This is a genomic window from Serratia sp. FS14, assembly GCF_000695995.1.
GTDB classification, from domain to species: Bacteria; Pseudomonadota; Gammaproteobacteria; order Enterobacterales; family Enterobacteriaceae; genus Serratia; species Serratia nematodiphila.
In genome coordinates this window covers 183462-199634 of record NZ_CP005927.1, presented here as the reverse complement: position 1 = coordinate 199634, position 16173 = coordinate 183462, and the positions used below count along the sequence as shown (strand labels likewise).

Sequence of the window (16173 nt, the reverse complement as noted above, 5' to 3'; positions counted from 1 at the left end):
GGCCAGATCCTGTTTATCCAAGTGCGCATACTGTAGCAAAAAGCGCGGAAAAAAGGGGCAATCGGTCCAATAGGCGGGGCGTGCATCGCACACGCCCCGGAATACTCAGCGCGGCGGCGGCTTATCGTCCCACACGCCCGGCTCCAGCTGCGATTTCAGCTCCGGATAACGGTTGGCGTCGAAGGTCGGCAGCTTGCCCAGGCGGCGCTGGCGATGGTAGTCGTCGGCCAGCTTCAGCGCCACCCGCGACAGCAGCAGGATCGCCGTCAGGTTAGTGATCGCCATCAGCGCCATGGAGGTATCCGCCATTTTCCACACCAGCGGCAGCTCCGCCAGCGCGCCGAACATCACCATGCCCAGCGCCACGCAGCGGAAAATCAGCAGGCCGCCCGGATGATTGTGTTCGAGGAACACCAGGTTGCTCTCGGCATAGGCGTAGTTGGCGATGATCGAGGTAAAGGCGAAGAAGAAGATGGCGATAGCGACGAACGGCGTGCCCCAACTGCCGACGGCGGTCGACAGCGCGCGCTGGGTCAGATCGATGCCGCTGATGCTGTCGGTCGGCTGATCGAGAATGCCGGAGGAGAGGATGATCGCCGCGGTGGCGCTGCAGATGACGATGGTATCGATAAACACCCCGAGCATTTGCACGTAGCCCTGCGAAGCGGGATGCGGCGGATAAGGCGAGGCGGACGCCGCCGCGTTGGGCGCCGAACCCATGCCGGCTTCGTTGGAGAACAGGCCGCGCTGTACGCCCTGGGTCATCGCCTGGGAGATACCGTAACCGACGGCGCCGGCCGCGGCTTCCTGCAGGCCGAAGGCGCTTTTGAAGATCAGCGTCAGGATCGCCGGCATGTGCTCGATGTTATGGCCAATCACCCAGAGAGCCAGCAGCAGGTAGGCACCGGCCATCAGCGGCACCACCAGTTCGGCCACTTTGGCGATGGAACGGATGCCGCCGAAGATCACCACGCCGCTCAGCAGCACCAGACCGATGCCGACGTGCAGCGGCTGTAAGTGGAAGGCGACGGCGGAAGCTTGCGCGATGGAGTTGGCCTGCACGGCGTTGAACACCAGACCGAATGCGATGATCAGGAAGATCGAAAACAGCACGCCCATCCAGCGCATGCCAAGGCCTTTTTCCATGTAGTAGGCCGGGCCGCCACGGTAGTTGCCGTTATCGTCTTTGGTTTTATAGAGCTGAGCCAGCGAGCTTTCCACAAATGAGGTGGCCATGCCGATAAACGCCACCACCCACATCCAGAAGATGGCGCCGGGGCCGCCGGCGGTCAGGGCGATGGCGACGCCGGTCAGGTTGCCGGTGCCGACGCGCGCTGCCAGCGTGGTGCACAGCGCCTGGAAAGAGGAGATGCCGGCGCTGTCGCTTTTATTGCTGTTTTTTAACACCGAGAACATGTGGCTGAAGTGGCGGAGCTGGATAAAGCGGGTGCGCAGCGTGAAGTAAATGCCGGTGCCGAGCAGCAGATAAATCAGCACCGACCCCCACAAAATGTTGTTTATAAAATTCATCAGGTCCGTCAATGGATCCCTCCTCTTATCGAAATTTAATGCGCACCTTGCAGCATCCACCGCAGGTGAAAAACATTGGCCTATTTTTTACAAGAGCTTAGCTGGAATCTGTCCGGCGTCAGTCGATTAAGATTTTTCGCAGATTAGCGGACGAATTGCATCAATTTTTTCGAATTTAACATAATTTATTCGGACAATAGCACGTTATTGCCTTTCCATCCGCTCGGTAATGGCGAAAGATATCGGCGTAAACGGTTGCTCGCCCAAGGATAAAACAGATGCTTGCGCGCCGCGGTTTTCCAGCCTTGCACCGGGCTTGGCGCATGTTATTATCAGGGTAGGGCATGGTTGAACAATGCCAAAAGTTCATGCACAAACGATGAGATAATGCCAACATGACCGACAAATTAACTTCCCTGCGCCAGCTGACCACGGTGGTTGCAGATACGGGTGATATCGCGGCAATGAAGCTGTATCAACCGCAGGACGCCACAACCAACCCTTCGCTGATCCTCAATGCAGCCCAAATTCCTGAATACCGCAAACTGATTGACGAAGCCATCGCCTGGGCGCGCGGCCAGAGCAGCGATCGCGAGCAGCAAATCGCCGATGCCGCCGACAAGCTGGCGGTCAACATCGGTCTGGAGATCCTCAAACTGGTTCCGGGCCGCATCTCCACCGAAGTGGATGCACGCCTGTCTTACGACACCGTTGCCAGCGTGGCCAAGGCCAAGCGCCTGATCAAGCTGTACAACGAAGCCGGCATCAGCAACGATCGCATTCTGATCAAACTGGCCTCGACCTGGCAGGGCATCCGCGCGGCGGAGCAGCTGGAGAAAGAAGGCATCAACTGTAACCTGACGCTGCTGTTCTCCTTCGCTCAGGCTCGCGCCTGCGCCGAAGCCGGCGTTTACCTGATCTCGCCGTTCGTTGGCCGTATCCTCGATTGGTACAAAGCCAACGGCGACAAGAAAGAGTTCGCGCCGCACGAAGATCCGGGCGTGATCTCCGTGACCGAAATTTACCAGTACTACAAACAACACGGTTACAACACCGTGGTGATGGGCGCCAGCTTCCGCAACGTCGGCGAAATCATCGAGCTGGCCGGCTGCGACCGCCTGACCATCGCGCCTGCGCTGCTGAAAGAGCTGGCGGAGAGCGAAGGCGCGCTGGAGCGCAAACTGTCTTATACCGGTGAAGTGAAGGCGCGTCCTGCCGCACTGACCGAACCTGAGTTCTACTGGCAGCACAACCAGGATCCGATGGCGGTCGAGAAACTGACCGACGGCATCCGCAAGTTCGCCGTAGACCAGGGCAAACTGGAAAAAATGATCGCCGACCTGCTGTAATTCCCGCAGATCGCGCAGTAAAAAGGTGGCTCAGGCCACCTTTTTTTATGCCCGACGCCCCTGCCGGCGGGGGAAGCCCTTATACTCTCGGCAATGACAACAGAACGGGGGACGAGCCCGTTCGGACCCCATCAGGCTGTAGAGGTTACGCATGGATATTTTACGTATTGGTTTGGTTTCCGTTTCCGACCGCGCTTCCGGCGGCGTTTACCAGGATAAAGGCATTCCGGCGCTGGAGGAGTGGCTGGCCGGCGCGCTGGCGACGCCGTTCAAGCTGGAAACCCGGCTGATCCCCGATGAGCAGACGCAAATAGAACAGACGCTGTGCGAGCTGGTGGACGAAATGGGCTGCCATCTGGTGTTGACCACTGGCGGCACCGGGCCGGCGCGCCGTGATGTCACCCCCGACGCCACGCTGGCGATCGCCGATCGCGTGATGCCCGGCTTCGGCGAGCAAATGCGTCAGATCAGCCTACACTATGTGCCAACGGCAATTCTTTCTCGCCAGGTGGGGGCGATCCGCAAACAGGCGCTGATCATCAACCTGCCCGGCCAACCGAAGTCGATCAAGGAAACGCTGGAAGGGGTAAAGGATGAGCAGGGCAATGCGGTGGTGCACGGCATCTTCGCCAGCGTGCCTTACTGCATTCAGCTGCTCGACGGGCCTTACGTCGAAACGCATGCCGCAGTGGTAGCAGCATTTCGGCCAAAGAGTGCGCGTCGCGAGATAAACCTCTAAATTTCAGCAATCTGCGAGATCGGCCTCAGTCCGTCTGGTGTGAAAATAATTTGCCGCTATAGTAAGGATTCTTTTACAGAAAGCCTGCGGCTTTTATTTTTACAGCCTTTACCGACGGTGCCCTATGCCTCACGACACTAATCGCCGGCTGAACCGGCAAGACTACAAAACGCTGACGTTGGCCGCGTTGGGCGGCGCGTTGGAGTTTTACGACTTCATCATCTTCGTGTTCTTCGCCGCCGTGGTCGGCGATCTGTTCTTCCCGGCGGACATGCCGGAATGGCTGCGGCTGGTGCAAACCTTCGGTATCTTCGCCGCCGGCTATCTGGCCCGCCCGCTGGGCGGCATCGTGATGGCGCACTTCGGCGATCTGGTCGGCCGCAAAAAGATGTTTACCCTGAGCATTCTGCTGATGGCGTTGCCGACGCTGGCGATGGGCCTGCTGCCGACCTACGCCAGCATCGGCATCGCCGCGCCGCTGTTGCTGCTGCTGATGCGCGTGCTGCAGGGGGCGGCGATCGGCGGTGAGGTGCCGGGTGCCTGGGTCTTCGTCGCCGAACACGTGCCGCGCCGGCGCATCGGCTTCGCCTGCGGCACGCTGACCGCCGGGCTGACGGTGGGCATCCTGCTGGGCTCGGTGGTGGCGACGGTGATCAACACCACGCTCAGCCCGCAGAGCATTGCCGGCGGCGGCTGGCGTATTCCATTCCTGCTTGGCGGCATGTTCGGCCTGGTGGCGATGTACCTGCGCCGTTGGCTGCAGGAAACGCCGATCTTTATCGAGATGCAGGCGCGTAAAGCGCTGGCCGAGGAGCTGCCGCTGAAATCGGTGGTGCTCAACCACAAACGGGAAGTGGCGGTGTCGATGCTGCTGACCTGGCTGCTCTCCGCCGGCATCGTGGTGGTGATCCTGATGACCCCGACCTATCTGCAAAAGCAGTTCGGCATCGCGCCGGCCTTGACGCTGCAGGCCAACAGCATCGCCACCATCATGTTGATCGCCGGCTGCATCGTCGCCGGTTTGTCGGCCGATCGCTTCGGTGCCAGCAAAACGCTGGTGGTCGGCAGTGTACTGCTGGCCGGCTGCAGCTGGCTGTTCTATCAGACGGTGGGCGTGCGCCCGGAAATGCTGTTCGCCTGTTATGCTCTGGTGGGGTTCAGCGTAGGCGTGGTGGGGGCCGTACCGTACGTGATGGTGCGGGCATTCCCGGCGGAAGTGCGGTTTACCGGTATCTCGTTCTCATATAATGTCTCGTACGCTATTTTTGGCGGTTTAACCCCTATTTTTGTGACGTTGATCATGAAATTAACCCCGTTAGCGCCCGCTTACTATGTGTTGGCGCTGTCGCTCATCGGGCTGCTGCTCGGCTTCTACCTGCATCGTGACCTGAACAGCGAAGCCGGGGAGCGGCGAGCCGACTCCTACAGCTAAAAAAAAGCCCTGCAGTGCAGGGCTTTTTCATCAGGGGCGGGCGATTACGCCGTGACCGGTGAGGCCGCGACGCGCGCCGGAGCCGGTTCGCCAATCGGCAGCACGGTGCGGCCGTATTGCTCGTTGAGTACTTCGGCCATCGCCAGGTAAATGGCGCTGGCGCCGCAGATGATGCCTTCATAGCCGGCGAAGGTCAGCAGCGTGTGGTTGCCGGTGATGTTGCCGACGGCCAGCAGGGCGAACAGCAGCGTCAGGCTGGCGAACACGAACTGCAGTACGCGGTTGGCGCCCAGGGTGCCGAAGAACATGAACAGGGTGAAGACGCCCCACAGCGCCAGGTAGATGCCCAGCACGTGGGCCTCGGTGGCCTCTGCCAGGCCCAGACGCGGTAGCAGCAGCAGGCCGACCAGGCTCAGCCAGAAGCTGCCGTAGGCGGTGAAGGCGGTCATGCCGAAGGTGTTGCCCTTCTTGTACTCCAGCAGTCCGGCCAGGATCTGTGCCAGGCCACCGAAGAAAATCCCCATGCTGATAATGGCGGAGTTCAGTGGGAAAAAGCCCGCGTTGTGCAGGTTCAGCAAGACGGTGGTCATCCCGAAGCCCATCAGGCCGAGAGGGCCGGGATTCGCCAACTTGTTGGTGTGCATAAGTCCTCTGCGATAACAGAAAATTAACGGAAACAGCGAATTAAAATCATAAATGGTCTGAATGGCCAAAAAATCGAAGTTTTCCACCAGAGCGCGCGCATCATAATGATCCCCGCAACCGGAAACAATGATCTGAATGACGATAAAAAAAGAAATTTTTTTCGCCTTGCCCCTTGATGCCGGGTTGGATGGCCCCATCTTATTTGCAACCGCAGCTGCTAACCGCGGGTCGCACTGAGATATCGGGCAGTTGAAAAGCAAAAAATCGCCCGCATATAGGTTAGCAACCTGACTGATTATGAATTTTTTAGTGGAGACGTTTAGATGGGCAAAATTATTGGTATCGACCTGGGTACGACCAACTCTTGCGTAGCAATTATGGATGGTGCCAAGGCACGCGTGCTGGAAAACGCCGAGGGCGACCGCACCACTCCTTCTATTATCGCATATACCCAGGACGGTGAAACTCTGGTTGGCCAGCCGGCTAAGCGTCAGGCAGTCACCAACCCTGAAAACACCCTGTTCGCCATCAAGCGCCTGATCGGTCGCCGCTTCCAGGATGAAGAAGCGCAGCGCGACAAAGCGATCATGCCGTACAAAATCGTCGAAGCCGACAACGGCGACGCCTGGCTGGAAGTGAAAGGCCAGAAAATGGCTCCGCCGCAGATCTCTGCGGAAGTGCTGAAAAAAATGAAGAAAACGGCGGAAGATTACCTGGGCGAACCGGTAACTGAAGCGGTTATCACCGTACCGGCTTACTTCAACGACGCCCAGCGTCAGGCGACCAAAGACGCCGGCCGCATCGCGGGTCTGGAAGTCAAGCGCATCATCAACGAACCGACCGCGGCGGCCCTGGCCTATGGCCTGGACAAAGAAGTCGGCAACCGCACCATCGCGGTTTATGACCTGGGCGGCGGTACTTTCGATATCTCCATCATCGAAATCGACGACGTTGACGGCGAAAAAACCTTCGAAGTGCTGGCGACCAACGGTGACACCCACCTGGGCGGCGAAGACTTCGACAGCCGTCTGATCAACTACCTGGTGGAAGAGTTCAAGAAAGATCAGGGCATCGATCTGCGCAACGATCCGCTGGCGATGCAGCGTCTGAAAGAAGCCGCTGAGAAAGCGAAGATTGAACTGTCTTCCGCTCAGCAGACCGACGTTAACCTGCCGTACATCACTGCAGACGCGACCGGTCCAAAACACATGAACATCAAAGTGACTCGCGCCAAACTCGAGTCGCTGGTTGAAGATCTGGTGGCACGCTCCATCGAGCCGCTGAAAGTGGCGCTGAAAGACGCTGGCCTGTCGGTTTCCGACATTCAGGACGTGATCCTGGTGGGCGGCCAGACCCGTATGCCAATGGTGCAGAAGAAAGTCGCAGACTTCTTCGGCAAAGAGCCGCGTAAAGACGTGAACCCGGACGAAGCGGTTGCCGTGGGCGCTGCGGTACAGGGCGGCGTGTTGGCCGGTGATGTGAAAGACGTTCTGCTGCTGGACGTGACCCCGCTGTCGCTGGGTATCGAAACCATGGGCAGCGTGATGACGCCGCTGATCACCAAAAACACCACTATCCCGACCAAGCACAGCCAGGTGTTCTCTACTGCGGAAGACAACCAGTCTGCGGTAACCATCCACGTGCTGCAGGGTGAGCGTAAGCGCGCCAGCGATAACAAATCTCTGGGCCAGTTCAACCTGGACGGCATCCAGGCGGCGCCGCGCGGCATGGCGCAGATCGAAGTGACCTTCGATATCGATGCCGACGGCATCCTGCACGTGTCTGCCAAAGACAAGAACACCGGCCGTGAGCAGAAGATCACCATCAAGGCATCTTCTGGCCTGAACGAAGACGAAATCCAGAAAATGGTGCGCGACGCCGAGCTGAACGCTGAAGCGGACCGCAAGTTCGAAGAGTTGGTGCAGACGCGTAACCAGGCGGATCACCTGATCCACGGCACTCGCAAGCAGCTGGAAGAAGCGGGCGACAAACTGCCGACGGAAGACAAAACGGCGATTGAAGCGGCGCTGAAGGATCTGGAAGCGGCGGTGAAAGGCGAAGATAAAGCCGAGATCGAAGCGAAGACCCAGGCGTTGGTGCAGGTTTCCGGCAAGCTGCTGGAAATGGCTCAGGCGCAGCAGGCTCAGCAGGGTGCTGACGCCGGCGCGGACAACGCGGCGCAGAAAGACGACGACGTGGTTGACGCCGAGTTCGAAGAAGTTAAAGACAAAAAATAATCGCCCTTAAGCGGGCACGGGGCGGCCGAGGTGCCGCTCCCGGAAACCAGCACGGGCGTCGAGGCAACTCTGCGCCCGTGCACGCATGTTAAGGGTAAGCGAAAGAATGGCGAAGAAAGACTATTACGAGATTCTCGGCGTCAGCAAGACGGCGGATGAACGTGAGATCAAAAAGGCGTACAAACGCCTGGCGATGAAATACCATCCTGACCGCAACCAGGAACAAGACGCCGAAACCAAGTTTAAAGAAGTTAAAGAAGCTTACGAAGTTCTGACCGACGACCAGAAACGTGCGGCCTACGACCAGTATGGGCACGCAGCCTTTGAACAGGGCGGCATGGGCGGCGGCGGCTTTGGCGGCGGCGCCGACTTCAGCGATATCTTTGGCGACGTGTTTGGCGACATCTTCGGCGGAGGCCGCCGTCAGCGCGCCAGCCGCGGTTCCGATCTGCGCTATAACATGGAGCTGACCCTCGAGGAAGCGGTACGTGGCGTCACCAAAGAGATCCGCATCCCGACGCTGGAAGAGTGCGACGTCTGCCACGGCAGCGGCGCCAAACCGGGCAGCTCACCGGTTACCTGTCCAACCTGTCACGGCCAGGGCCAGGTGCAGATGCGCCAGGGCTTCTTCACCGTGCAGCAGGCGTGTCCGCACTGCCATGGCCGCGGCCAGATCATCAAAGATCCGTGCAACAAGTGCCACGGCCACGGCCGGGTAGAAAAATCCAAGACGCTGTCGGTGAAAATTCCGGCCGGCGTCGATACCGGCGACCGCATTCGCCTGGCGGGTGAAGGCGAAGCCGGCGAGCACGGCGCACCGGCGGGCGATCTGTATGTTCAGGTGCAGGTGAAGGCGCACCCGATCTTCGAGCGTGAAGGCAACAACCTGTACTGTGAAGTGCCGATCAACTTCGCCATGGCGGCGCTGGGCGGCGAGATTGAAGTGCCGACGCTGGACGGCCGGGTGAAACTGAAGGTGCCTTCGGAGACCCAAACCGGCAAGCTGTTCCGCATGCGCGGCAAGGGCGTGAAATCGGTGCGTGGCGGCAGCCAGGGCGACCTGCTGTGCCGCGTGGTGGTGGAAACCCCGGTCAATCTGAACGACAAGCAAAAGCAGCTGCTGCGTGAGCTGGAAGAGAGCCTGGGTGGCCCGTCCGGCGACAAGAACAGCCCGCGCTCGAAGAGCTTCTTCGACGGGGTGAAAAAGTTCTTTGACGACCTGACTCGCTAACCTGCTGTTTCTGTTGGCTTATGTGCGAACCCCGGGCTTCTGTCCCGGGGTTTTTATTTGCGCGCCAAACCGCTAATTCCACAACGTAAATGTGACTTATTCGTGCTTTTTATCGGTTTTTTCGAGCTATTTAGCATTTATAAACTTATTTTTTCGAACTAAAACGCCCTCTATACTCACTTCATGACTGTGGTTCGCAGGGCGCTATGTCCTGCACAGATTTGGAGAGACGTACTGTGACCAACATCATTCGTCAATTTTTACGTCAGGAAGCCGCGGGCGGTATCATTCTGATCGCGGCGGCGATCGTCGCCCTGATCATGGCCAATACCCCGGCGCAGGGGATCTATCAGGCATTCCTTAACCTGCCGGTGATGGTGAAGGTAGCTTCGCTGGAGATCGCTAAGCCGCTGCTGCTGTGGATAAACGACGGCCTGATGGCCATCTTCTTCCTGGTGGTGGGGCTGGAGGTCAAGCGCGAGCTGATGCAAGGCTCGCTGTCCGGGCGCGACAAAGCGGTGTTTCCGGCGATCGCCGCGCTGGGCGGCATGTTGGCGCCGGCGCTGATTTACCTGTTGTTCAACGGCGCGGATGAAGTTACCCGCCAGGGTTGGGCGATCCCGGCCGCGACCGACATCGCCTTTGCGCTGGGCGTCATGGCGCTGCTGGGCAACCGCGTGCCAACCAGCCTGAAAGTGTTCCTGTTGGCGCTGGCGATCATCGATGACCTGGGCGTGATCATCATCATCGCGCTGTTCTACACCCACGAAGTGTCGATGGTGGCGCTGGGCGTGGCGGCGGCGGCGACGGCGCTGCTGGCGGTGATGAACTGGCGCGGCGTGGGCAAGACCTCGCTGTACATGATGGTCGGCCTGGTGCTGTGGGTGGCGATCCTCAAGTCCGGGGTGCATGCGACGCTGGCTGGGGTGATTGTCGGCTTTATGATCCCGTTGAACGTCAAAAAGGGGCCATCGCCGTCGGAAACGCTGGAGCATGAGCTGCACCCTTGGGTGGCGTTCATGATCCTGCCGCTGTTCGCTTTCGCCAACGCCGGGGTCTCTTTGCAGGGCGTATCGCTGGAGGGATTGACGTCGCTGCTGCCGGTCGGGATTGCGGCTGGCCTGTTTATCGGCAAGCCGCTGGGGATTTTCCTCTTCAGCCTGCTGGCGGTGAAAATGGGCATCGCCCGTTTGCCTGAAGGTATCGGCTTCAAACAGGTGTTTGCCGTTTCGGTGCTTTGCGGCATTGGTTTTACCATGTCGATTTTTATCGCCTCGCTGGCGTTCGGCGATGCGGATGCGGCGCTCAGCACCTATTCCCGCCTGGGGATCCTGTTGGGCTCCACCACTGCGGCGGTGGTAGGGTATGGATTACTGCGTCTGGCGTTGCCGCGCGTGCGTTAATCCTGAATGTGCCCGGTAAGGGCACATAATAAAATGGCTGGTCGGAGCTGTACGGTATAAAATATGTGCAGCTTCGGCCGTTCTTCGTTGGGACTAATGGGGCTATACGTTGTCTGAAGCAGGGAAAGGAAGTTTGTCGCTCGTCACGGCACACCGTTTGCCGCTGCGAAACGTTGTTAAGGAGAGCCGCTCGTGAGGATGTCGCATATCAACTTTAATCACCTTTACTATTTCTGGCAGGTCTGCAAGGCCGGTTCCGTGGTCGGTGCCGCCGAAGCGTTGTTTCTGACGCCGCAGACCATCACCGGCCAGATCAAAGCGCTGGAAGAGCGGTTGGACGGCAAGCTGTTCAAACGCCAGGGGCGCGGGTTGGTGCCTTCGGAGCTGGGGCAGCTGGTGTTCCGCTATGCCGACAAGATGTTTATGCTCAGCCAGGAAATGCTGGATATCGTCAACTACCGCAAAGAGTCCAACCTGTTGTTCGACGTCGGCGTAGCGGACGCGCTGTCGAAGCGGCTGGTCAGCCAGGTATTGGAAACGGCGGTGGTGGTGGACAACGAGCAGATCCACCTGCGTTGCTTTGAATCGACGCACGAGATGCTGCTGGAGCAGCTCAGCCAGCACAAGCTGGATATGATCCTGTCGGATTGCCCGGTGGACTCCAGCCAGCAGGAAGGGCTGTTCTCGCTGAAGCTGGGCGAGTGCGGCATCAGCTTTTTCTGTCGCCAGCCGGCGCCGGAGCTGCCGTTCCCGGCTTGCCTGGAGCAGCGCAAGCTGCTGATCCCCGGCCGTCGTTCGATGCTGGGGCGCAAGCTGCTCAACTGGTTCAATACGCAGGGCATTCAGGTGGAAATTCTGGGCGAGTTCGACGATGCGGCGCTGATGAAGGCCTTCGGCATGTACCACAATGCGATCTTCGTGGCGCCGACGCTGTATGCGCAGGATACCTACAACGATGACAATGTGGTGGAGATTGGGCGCATCGACAGCGTGCAGGAGGAGTATTACATCATCTTCGCCGAGCGCATGATCCAGCATCCGGCGGTGCAGCGCGTCTGCAACAAAGACTTCTCGGCGCTGTTTTCCTGCTAGCGGTTCACTGAACGCAGGACGTAAAAAAACCGGCCTGAGCCGGTTTTTTTATCAAGCAGATAACGAAATGCTTATTGCATTGCGTTGATGCGTGCAGTCAGGTTTGACTTATGACGCGCTGCTTTGTTTTTGTGGATCAGGCCTTTAGCTGCCTGACGGTCCACCAGTGGCTGCATTACCAGGAATGCATTTTGTGCTGCTTCTTTGTCGCCAGCTGCGATAGCTGCGTCTACCTTCTTGATGAAGGTACGCACCATTGAGCGACGGCTTGCGTTATGCTTGCGGCGTTTCTCAGACTGTACGGCGCGTTTCTTAGCTGATTTGATATTAGCCAAGGTCCAACTCCCAAATATATTCTATTGAGGACAATTCAAAGGCCGAGGAATATGCCCTTTTAGCCTTCGTTTGTCAATGGATTTGTGCAAATAAGCGCCGTTTGTACAGGCGGCACTCGCTACGTTGTGATGGCGCAGGATTTTACCAGCTTCGCTCTTGGGAATACAGTGTTTCGCGAGAAAATTCGCCAATGATTTGCCGCGGCGGGCGCAAGCCGTTGGCCGCGGTCGAGAATCGCCCCGGCAGCGCCGGATAAACTGCGGCGAAGCCGTTTCACGCGCAGATTATCTCCGGTATGGTATGTCTATTACATAAAGGCACCAATCGCGGGTTAACCTTACCGGCTGTACAAGGTATAATCCGCCGATTTCCACTGTTTTGAGCCAGCTATGGAGCTAATTCGCGGCATTCACAATATCCGGGCGCGCCACCATGGTTGCGTGCTCACCATCGGCAACTTTGACGGCGTGCATCGCGGCCATCAGGCGTTGCTGGAACAGTTGAAGCAACAGGGGAAACGCCTCGGGCTGCCGGTGATGGTCATGATCTTTGAGCCGCAGCCGCTGGAGATGTTCGCCGCAGACAAAGCGCCGGCCCGCTTGACGCGCCTACGCGACAAGGCCAACTATCTGGCGCAGGCGGGCGTCGATTACCTGCTGTGCGTCAAGTTCGATCCGCGTTTCGCCGCCAACACCGCGCAGGCGTTCGTCGCCGAGCTGCTGGTGGAAAAACTGGGCGTCAAATTCCTGATGGTGGGGGATGATTTTCGCTTTGGCGCCGGGCGTCAGGGCGATTTTCCGCTATTGCAGCAGGCCGGAAAAGAGTACGGCTTCGACGTGGTCAGCACCCCGACCTTCCGCGAAGGCGAGCGGCGCATCAGCAGCACCGCGATCCGCACCGCGCTGAGCGAGGACGATCTGCCGCTGGCGGAGACCCTGCTGGGCCACCCGTACAGCATTTCCGGGCGCGTGGTGCACGGCGACGAGCTGGGGCGCACCATCGGCTTCCCGACCGCCAATTTGCCGCTCAAGCGTCTGGTGGCACCGGTGAAAGGAGTGTATGCGGTGGAAGTGTACGGCCTGGGGCCGAAGCCGCTGCCGGGCGTGGCCAATATCGGCACGCGCCCGACCGTCGCCGGCGTGCGCCAGCAGCTGGAAGTGCATCTGCTGGATGTCACAATGGATCTTTACGGGCGCCATATTGAGGTGGTGCTCCGCGCAAAATTGCGCAATGAACAGCGGTTTGCTTCGCTCGATGCCCTGAAGCAGCAAATCGCCAATGATGTGGTGACGGCCCGGAAGTTCTTCGGGCTACAGACACCGGTTTAATCTCTATAGCCGAAAACGGAACCGAGAATCTAATGAGTGACTACAAGAATACCCTGAACTTGCCGGAAACAGGGTTCCCGATGCGCGGCGATCTCGCCAAGCGCGAACCTGGCATGCTGCAACGTTGGTATGAACAGGATCTGTACGGGATTATTCGTACTGCCAAAAAGGGCAAAAAAACCTTCATTTTGCATGACGGCCCTCCGTATGCGAACGGCAGCATTCACATTGGTCACTCGGTTAACAAGATTCTCAAAGACATTATCATCAAGTCGAAAGGGATGGCCGGCTTCGACTCGCCTTATGTGCCGGGTTGGGACTGCCACGGCCTGCCGATCGAACTGAAGGTTGAGCAACTGTACGGCAAGCCGGGCGAGAAGCTGACGGCGGCCGAGTTCCGCCAGAAGTGCCGCGAGTACGCGGCCGAGCAGGTTGAAGGCCAGAAGAAGGACTTCATCCGTCTGGGCGTGTTGGGCGACTGGGATCGTCCGTACCTGACGATGGACTTCAAAACCGAAGCCAACATCATCCGCGCGCTGGGCAAGATCATCAGCAACGGCCACCTGCTGAAAGGCGCCAAGCCGGTTCACTGGTGCACCGACTGCGGCTCGTCGCTGGCGGAAGCGGAAGTGGAGTACTACGACAAGACTTCGCCGTCGATCGACGTGAGCTTCCATGCGGCCGACGCGGCTGCCGTGGCGGCCAAGTTCGGCGTGAGCCACTTCAACGGCGCCATCTCGCTGGTTATTTGGACCACCACGCCGTGGACCTTGCCGGCCAACCGCGCGATCTCGCTGCACCCGGATTTCACCTATCAGCTGGTGCAGGTTGACGGCCAGTGCCTGATCCTGGCGGCCGAACTGGTGGAAAGCGTGATGAAACGCGCCGGCATCACCGAGTGGACGGTGCTGGGCAGCTGCAAAGGCGCCGATCTGGAGCTGCTGCGCTTCAAACACCCGTTCATGGACTTCGACGTGCCGGCGATCCTCGGCGAGCACGTGACGCTGGACGCCGGTACCGGTGCGGTGCATACCGCGCCGGGCCACGGCCCGGACGACTTCGTGATCGGCCAGAAATACGGCCTGGAAGTGGCCAACCCGGTAGGGCCGAACGGCTGCTACCTGACCGGCACCTACCCGCTGCTGGACGGCAAGTTCGTCTTCAAGGCCAACGATCTGATCGTCGATCTGCTGCGTGAGAAAGGCGCGCTGCTGCACGTCGAGAAGTTCCTGCACAGCTATCCGTGCTGCTGGCGCCACAAGACGCCAATCATCTTCCGCGCCACGCCGCAATGGTTCATCAGCATGGATCAGAAAGGCCTGCGTCAGCAGTCGCTGGAAGAGATCAAGGGCGTGCAGTGGATCCCGGATTGGGGCCAGGCGCGCATCGAAATGATGGTGGCCAACCGCCCGGACTGGTGCATCTCGCGTCAGCGCACCTGGGGCGTGCCGATGTCGCTGTTCGTGCATAAAGAGACCGAACAGCTGCACCCGCGCAGCGTTGAGCTGATGGAAGAAGTGGCCAAACGCGTCGAGCAAGACGGCATTCAGGCCTGGTGGGATCTGGACGCGGCCGACATCCTCGGCGCGGAAGCCGCCGACTACGTGAAAGTGCCGGATACGCTGGACGTGTGGTTCGATTCCGGTTCCACCCACGCCTCGGTTGTCGACGTGCGTCCTGAATTCAACGGCCACGGCGCCGACATGTATCTGGAAGGCTCCGACCAACACCGCGGCTGGTTCATGTCATCGCTGATGATCTCCACCGCGATGAAGGGCAAGGCGCCGTACAAGGAAGTGCTGACCCACGGCTTCACCGTCGACGGCCAGGGCCGCAAGATGTCCAAGTCGATCGGCAACACCGTCAGCCCGCAGGACGTGATGAACAAGCTGGGCGGCGACATTCTGCGTCTGTGGGTGGCGTCGACCGATTACACCGGCGAGATCGCGGTGTCCGACGAGATCCTCAAGCGTTCCGCCGACTCTTACCGCCGCATCCGCAACACCGCGCGCTTCCTGCTGGCCAACCTGAACGGGTTCGAGCCGAGCACCGATTGCGTGGCGCCGGAAGACATGGTGGTGCTGGATCGCTGGGCGGTCGGCCGCGCGCTGGCGGCGCAGCAGGATATCGAGCAGGCTTACGCCAACTACGATTTCCACGAAGTGGTGCAGCGCCTGATGCAGTTCTGCTCGGTCGAGATGGGCTCCTTCTACCTGGATATCATCAAGGATCGTCAGTACACCGCCAAGAGCGACAGCGTCGCTCGCCGCAGCTGCCAGACCGCGCTGTATCACATCGTCGAAGCGCTGGTGCGCTGGATGGCGCCGATCATGTCGTTCACCGCAGACGAGATCTGGGGCTTCATGCCGGGCAAACGCGCGCAGTACGTGTTCACCGAAGAGTGGTACGACGGTCTGTTCGGGCTGGCGGAAGGCGAGCCGATGAACGACGCTTTCTGGGCTGAGTTGCTGAAAGTGCGCGGTGAAGTGAACAAGGTGCTGGAGCAGGCGCGTGCCGACAAACGCCTCGGCGGTTCGCTGGAAGCGGCGGTGACGCTGTATGCCGACAGCGAGTTGGCGGCGCGTCTGAACAGCCTGCAGGATGAGCTGCGCTTTGTGTTGTTGACCTCTGCGGCAAGCGTTGCGCCATTGGCGGAGGCGCCAGCCGATGCGCAGGCCTCCGAGCTGCTGAAAGGGCTGAAGATCGCCTTCAGCACAGCGCCAGGTGAGAAGTGCCCGCGCTGCTGGCATTACACCACCGATATCGGCCTGGTGGCGGAGCATGCAGACATCTGCGGCCGCTGTGTGAGCAACGTCGCCGGTGACGGCGAGAAGCGTAACTTTGCCTGAGA

12 protein-coding genes are annotated in these 16173 nt (G+C 59.4%); 9 read left to right on the top strand and 3 right to left on the bottom strand.

Translation table 11 applies throughout. From position 1 onward, the window contains the following. Positions 1 to 105: 105 nt before the first annotated feature. Positions 106 to 1542: a sodium:alanine symporter family protein gene (locus L085_RS00875; RefSeq protein WP_044029719.1), complete on the bottom strand. Its 1437-nt coding sequence runs from the start codon at positions 1540 to 1542 to the stop codon at positions 106 to 108. A 383-nt stretch (positions 1543 to 1925) separates the two neighbouring features. On the opposite strand from L085_RS00875, the gene tal reads away from it, so the two are divergent. The 3 genes from tal (at position 1926) to L085_RS00860 (ending at position 5050) form a co-directional block, all read left to right on the top strand. Further along, a complete protein-coding gene (gene tal, locus L085_RS00870) occupies positions 1926 to 2879 on the top strand; it encodes a transaldolase (RefSeq protein ID WP_004932982.1) in 954 nt (317 codons plus the stop codon). A gap of 151 nt (positions 2880 to 3030) precedes the next feature. Next, the gene (mog, locus tag L085_RS00865; protein ID WP_015376607.1) at positions 3031 to 3618 is read left to right on the top strand and encodes a molybdopterin adenylyltransferase; all 588 of its coding nucleotides are present in this window, start codon (positions 3031 to 3033) and stop codon (positions 3616 to 3618) included. Between the two features lie 124 nt (positions 3619 to 3742). After that, positions 3743 to 5050, top strand: a complete 1308-nt coding sequence (locus L085_RS00860) for an MFS transporter (RefSeq protein ID WP_044029718.1) — start codon at positions 3743 to 3745, stop codon at positions 5048 to 5050. 44 nt (positions 5051 to 5094) lie between these two features. Here L085_RS00860 and satP read toward each other — a convergent pair whose 3' ends face one another. After that, positions 5095 to 5694 carry an acetate uptake transporter gene (gene satP / locus L085_RS00855; RefSeq protein WP_015376609.1) on the bottom strand — a complete coding sequence of 200 codons (600 nt, stop codon included), beginning with the start codon at positions 5692 to 5694 and terminating at the stop codon, positions 5095 to 5097. 324 nt (positions 5695 to 6018) lie between these two features. Here satP and dnaK point away from each other — a divergent pair, with 324 nt between their 5' ends. The 4 genes from dnaK to nhaR all read left to right on the top strand — a co-directional run bounded on the left by dnaK (position 6019) and on the right by nhaR (position 11658). Further along, positions 6019 to 7932, top strand: a complete 1914-nt coding sequence (dnaK, locus tag L085_RS00850; protein ID WP_044029717.1) for a molecular chaperone DnaK — start codon at positions 6019 to 6021, stop codon at positions 7930 to 7932. 106 nt (positions 7933 to 8038) lie between these two features. Continuing rightward, the gene (gene dnaJ, locus L085_RS00845; protein WP_004932969.1) at positions 8039 to 9163 is read left to right on the top strand and encodes a molecular chaperone DnaJ; all 1125 of its coding nucleotides are present in this window, start codon (positions 8039 to 8041) and stop codon (positions 9161 to 9163) included. A 236-nt stretch (positions 9164 to 9399) separates the two neighbouring features. Beyond that, positions 9400 to 10566 (top strand): Na+/H+ antiporter NhaA, encoded by a 1167-nt coding sequence (gene nhaA / locus L085_RS00840; protein ID WP_021505367.1) that lies wholly within the window; start codon positions 9400 to 9402, stop codon positions 10564 to 10566. 192 nt (positions 10567 to 10758) lie between these two features. After that, positions 10759 to 11658 carry a transcriptional activator NhaR gene (gene nhaR / locus L085_RS00835; RefSeq protein WP_004932962.1) on the top strand — a complete coding sequence of 300 codons (900 nt, stop codon included), beginning with the start codon at positions 10759 to 10761 and terminating at the stop codon, positions 11656 to 11658. A 71-nt stretch (positions 11659 to 11729) separates the two neighbouring features. Here nhaR and rpsT read toward each other — a convergent pair whose 3' ends face one another. Then, entirely contained in the window at positions 11730 to 11993 is a 264-nt protein-coding gene (gene rpsT / locus L085_RS00830; RefSeq protein WP_004932960.1) for a 30S ribosomal protein S20, read from the bottom strand. A 390-nt stretch (positions 11994 to 12383) separates the two neighbouring features. Between rpsT and ribF the strand changes: the two genes are divergently transcribed. Beyond that, positions 12384 to 13322: a bifunctional riboflavin kinase/FAD synthetase gene (gene ribF / locus L085_RS00825; protein ID WP_044029716.1), complete on the top strand. Its 939-nt coding sequence runs from the start codon at positions 12384 to 12386 to the stop codon at positions 13320 to 13322. A gap of 32 nt (positions 13323 to 13354) precedes the next feature. Beyond that, the gene (gene ileS / locus L085_RS00820) at positions 13355 to 16171 is read left to right on the top strand and encodes an isoleucine--tRNA ligase (protein ID WP_044029714.1); all 2817 of its coding nucleotides are present in this window, start codon (positions 13355 to 13357) and stop codon (positions 16169 to 16171) included. Positions 16172 to 16173: the final 2 nt, after the last annotated feature.

Excerpts from the sequence above, each read along its gene's own strand:
- tal (WP_004932982.1), top strand. The coding sequence starts at position 1,926 with ATGACCGACAAATTAACTTCCCTGCGCCAGCTGACCACGGTGGTTGCA.
- mog (WP_015376607.1), top strand. The coding sequence starts at position 3,031 with ATGGATATTTTACGTATTGGTTTGGTTTCCGTTTCCGACCGCGCTTCC.
- L085_RS00860 (WP_044029718.1), top strand. The coding sequence starts at position 3,743 with ATGCCTCACGACACTAATCGCCGGCTGAACCGGCAAGACTACAAAACG.
- satP (WP_015376609.1), bottom strand. The coding sequence starts at position 5,694 with ATGCACACCAACAAGTTGGCGAATCCCGGCCCTCTCGGCCTGATGGGC.
- dnaK (WP_044029717.1), top strand. The coding sequence starts at position 6,019 with ATGGGCAAAATTATTGGTATCGACCTGGGTACGACCAACTCTTGCGTA.
- dnaJ (WP_004932969.1), top strand. The coding sequence starts at position 8,039 with ATGGCGAAGAAAGACTATTACGAGATTCTCGGCGTCAGCAAGACGGCG.
- ribF (WP_044029716.1), top strand. The coding sequence starts at position 12,384 with ATGGAGCTAATTCGCGGCATTCACAATATCCGGGCGCGCCACCATGGT.
- ileS (WP_044029714.1), top strand. The coding sequence starts at position 13,355 with ATGAGTGACTACAAGAATACCCTGAACTTGCCGGAAACAGGGTTCCCG.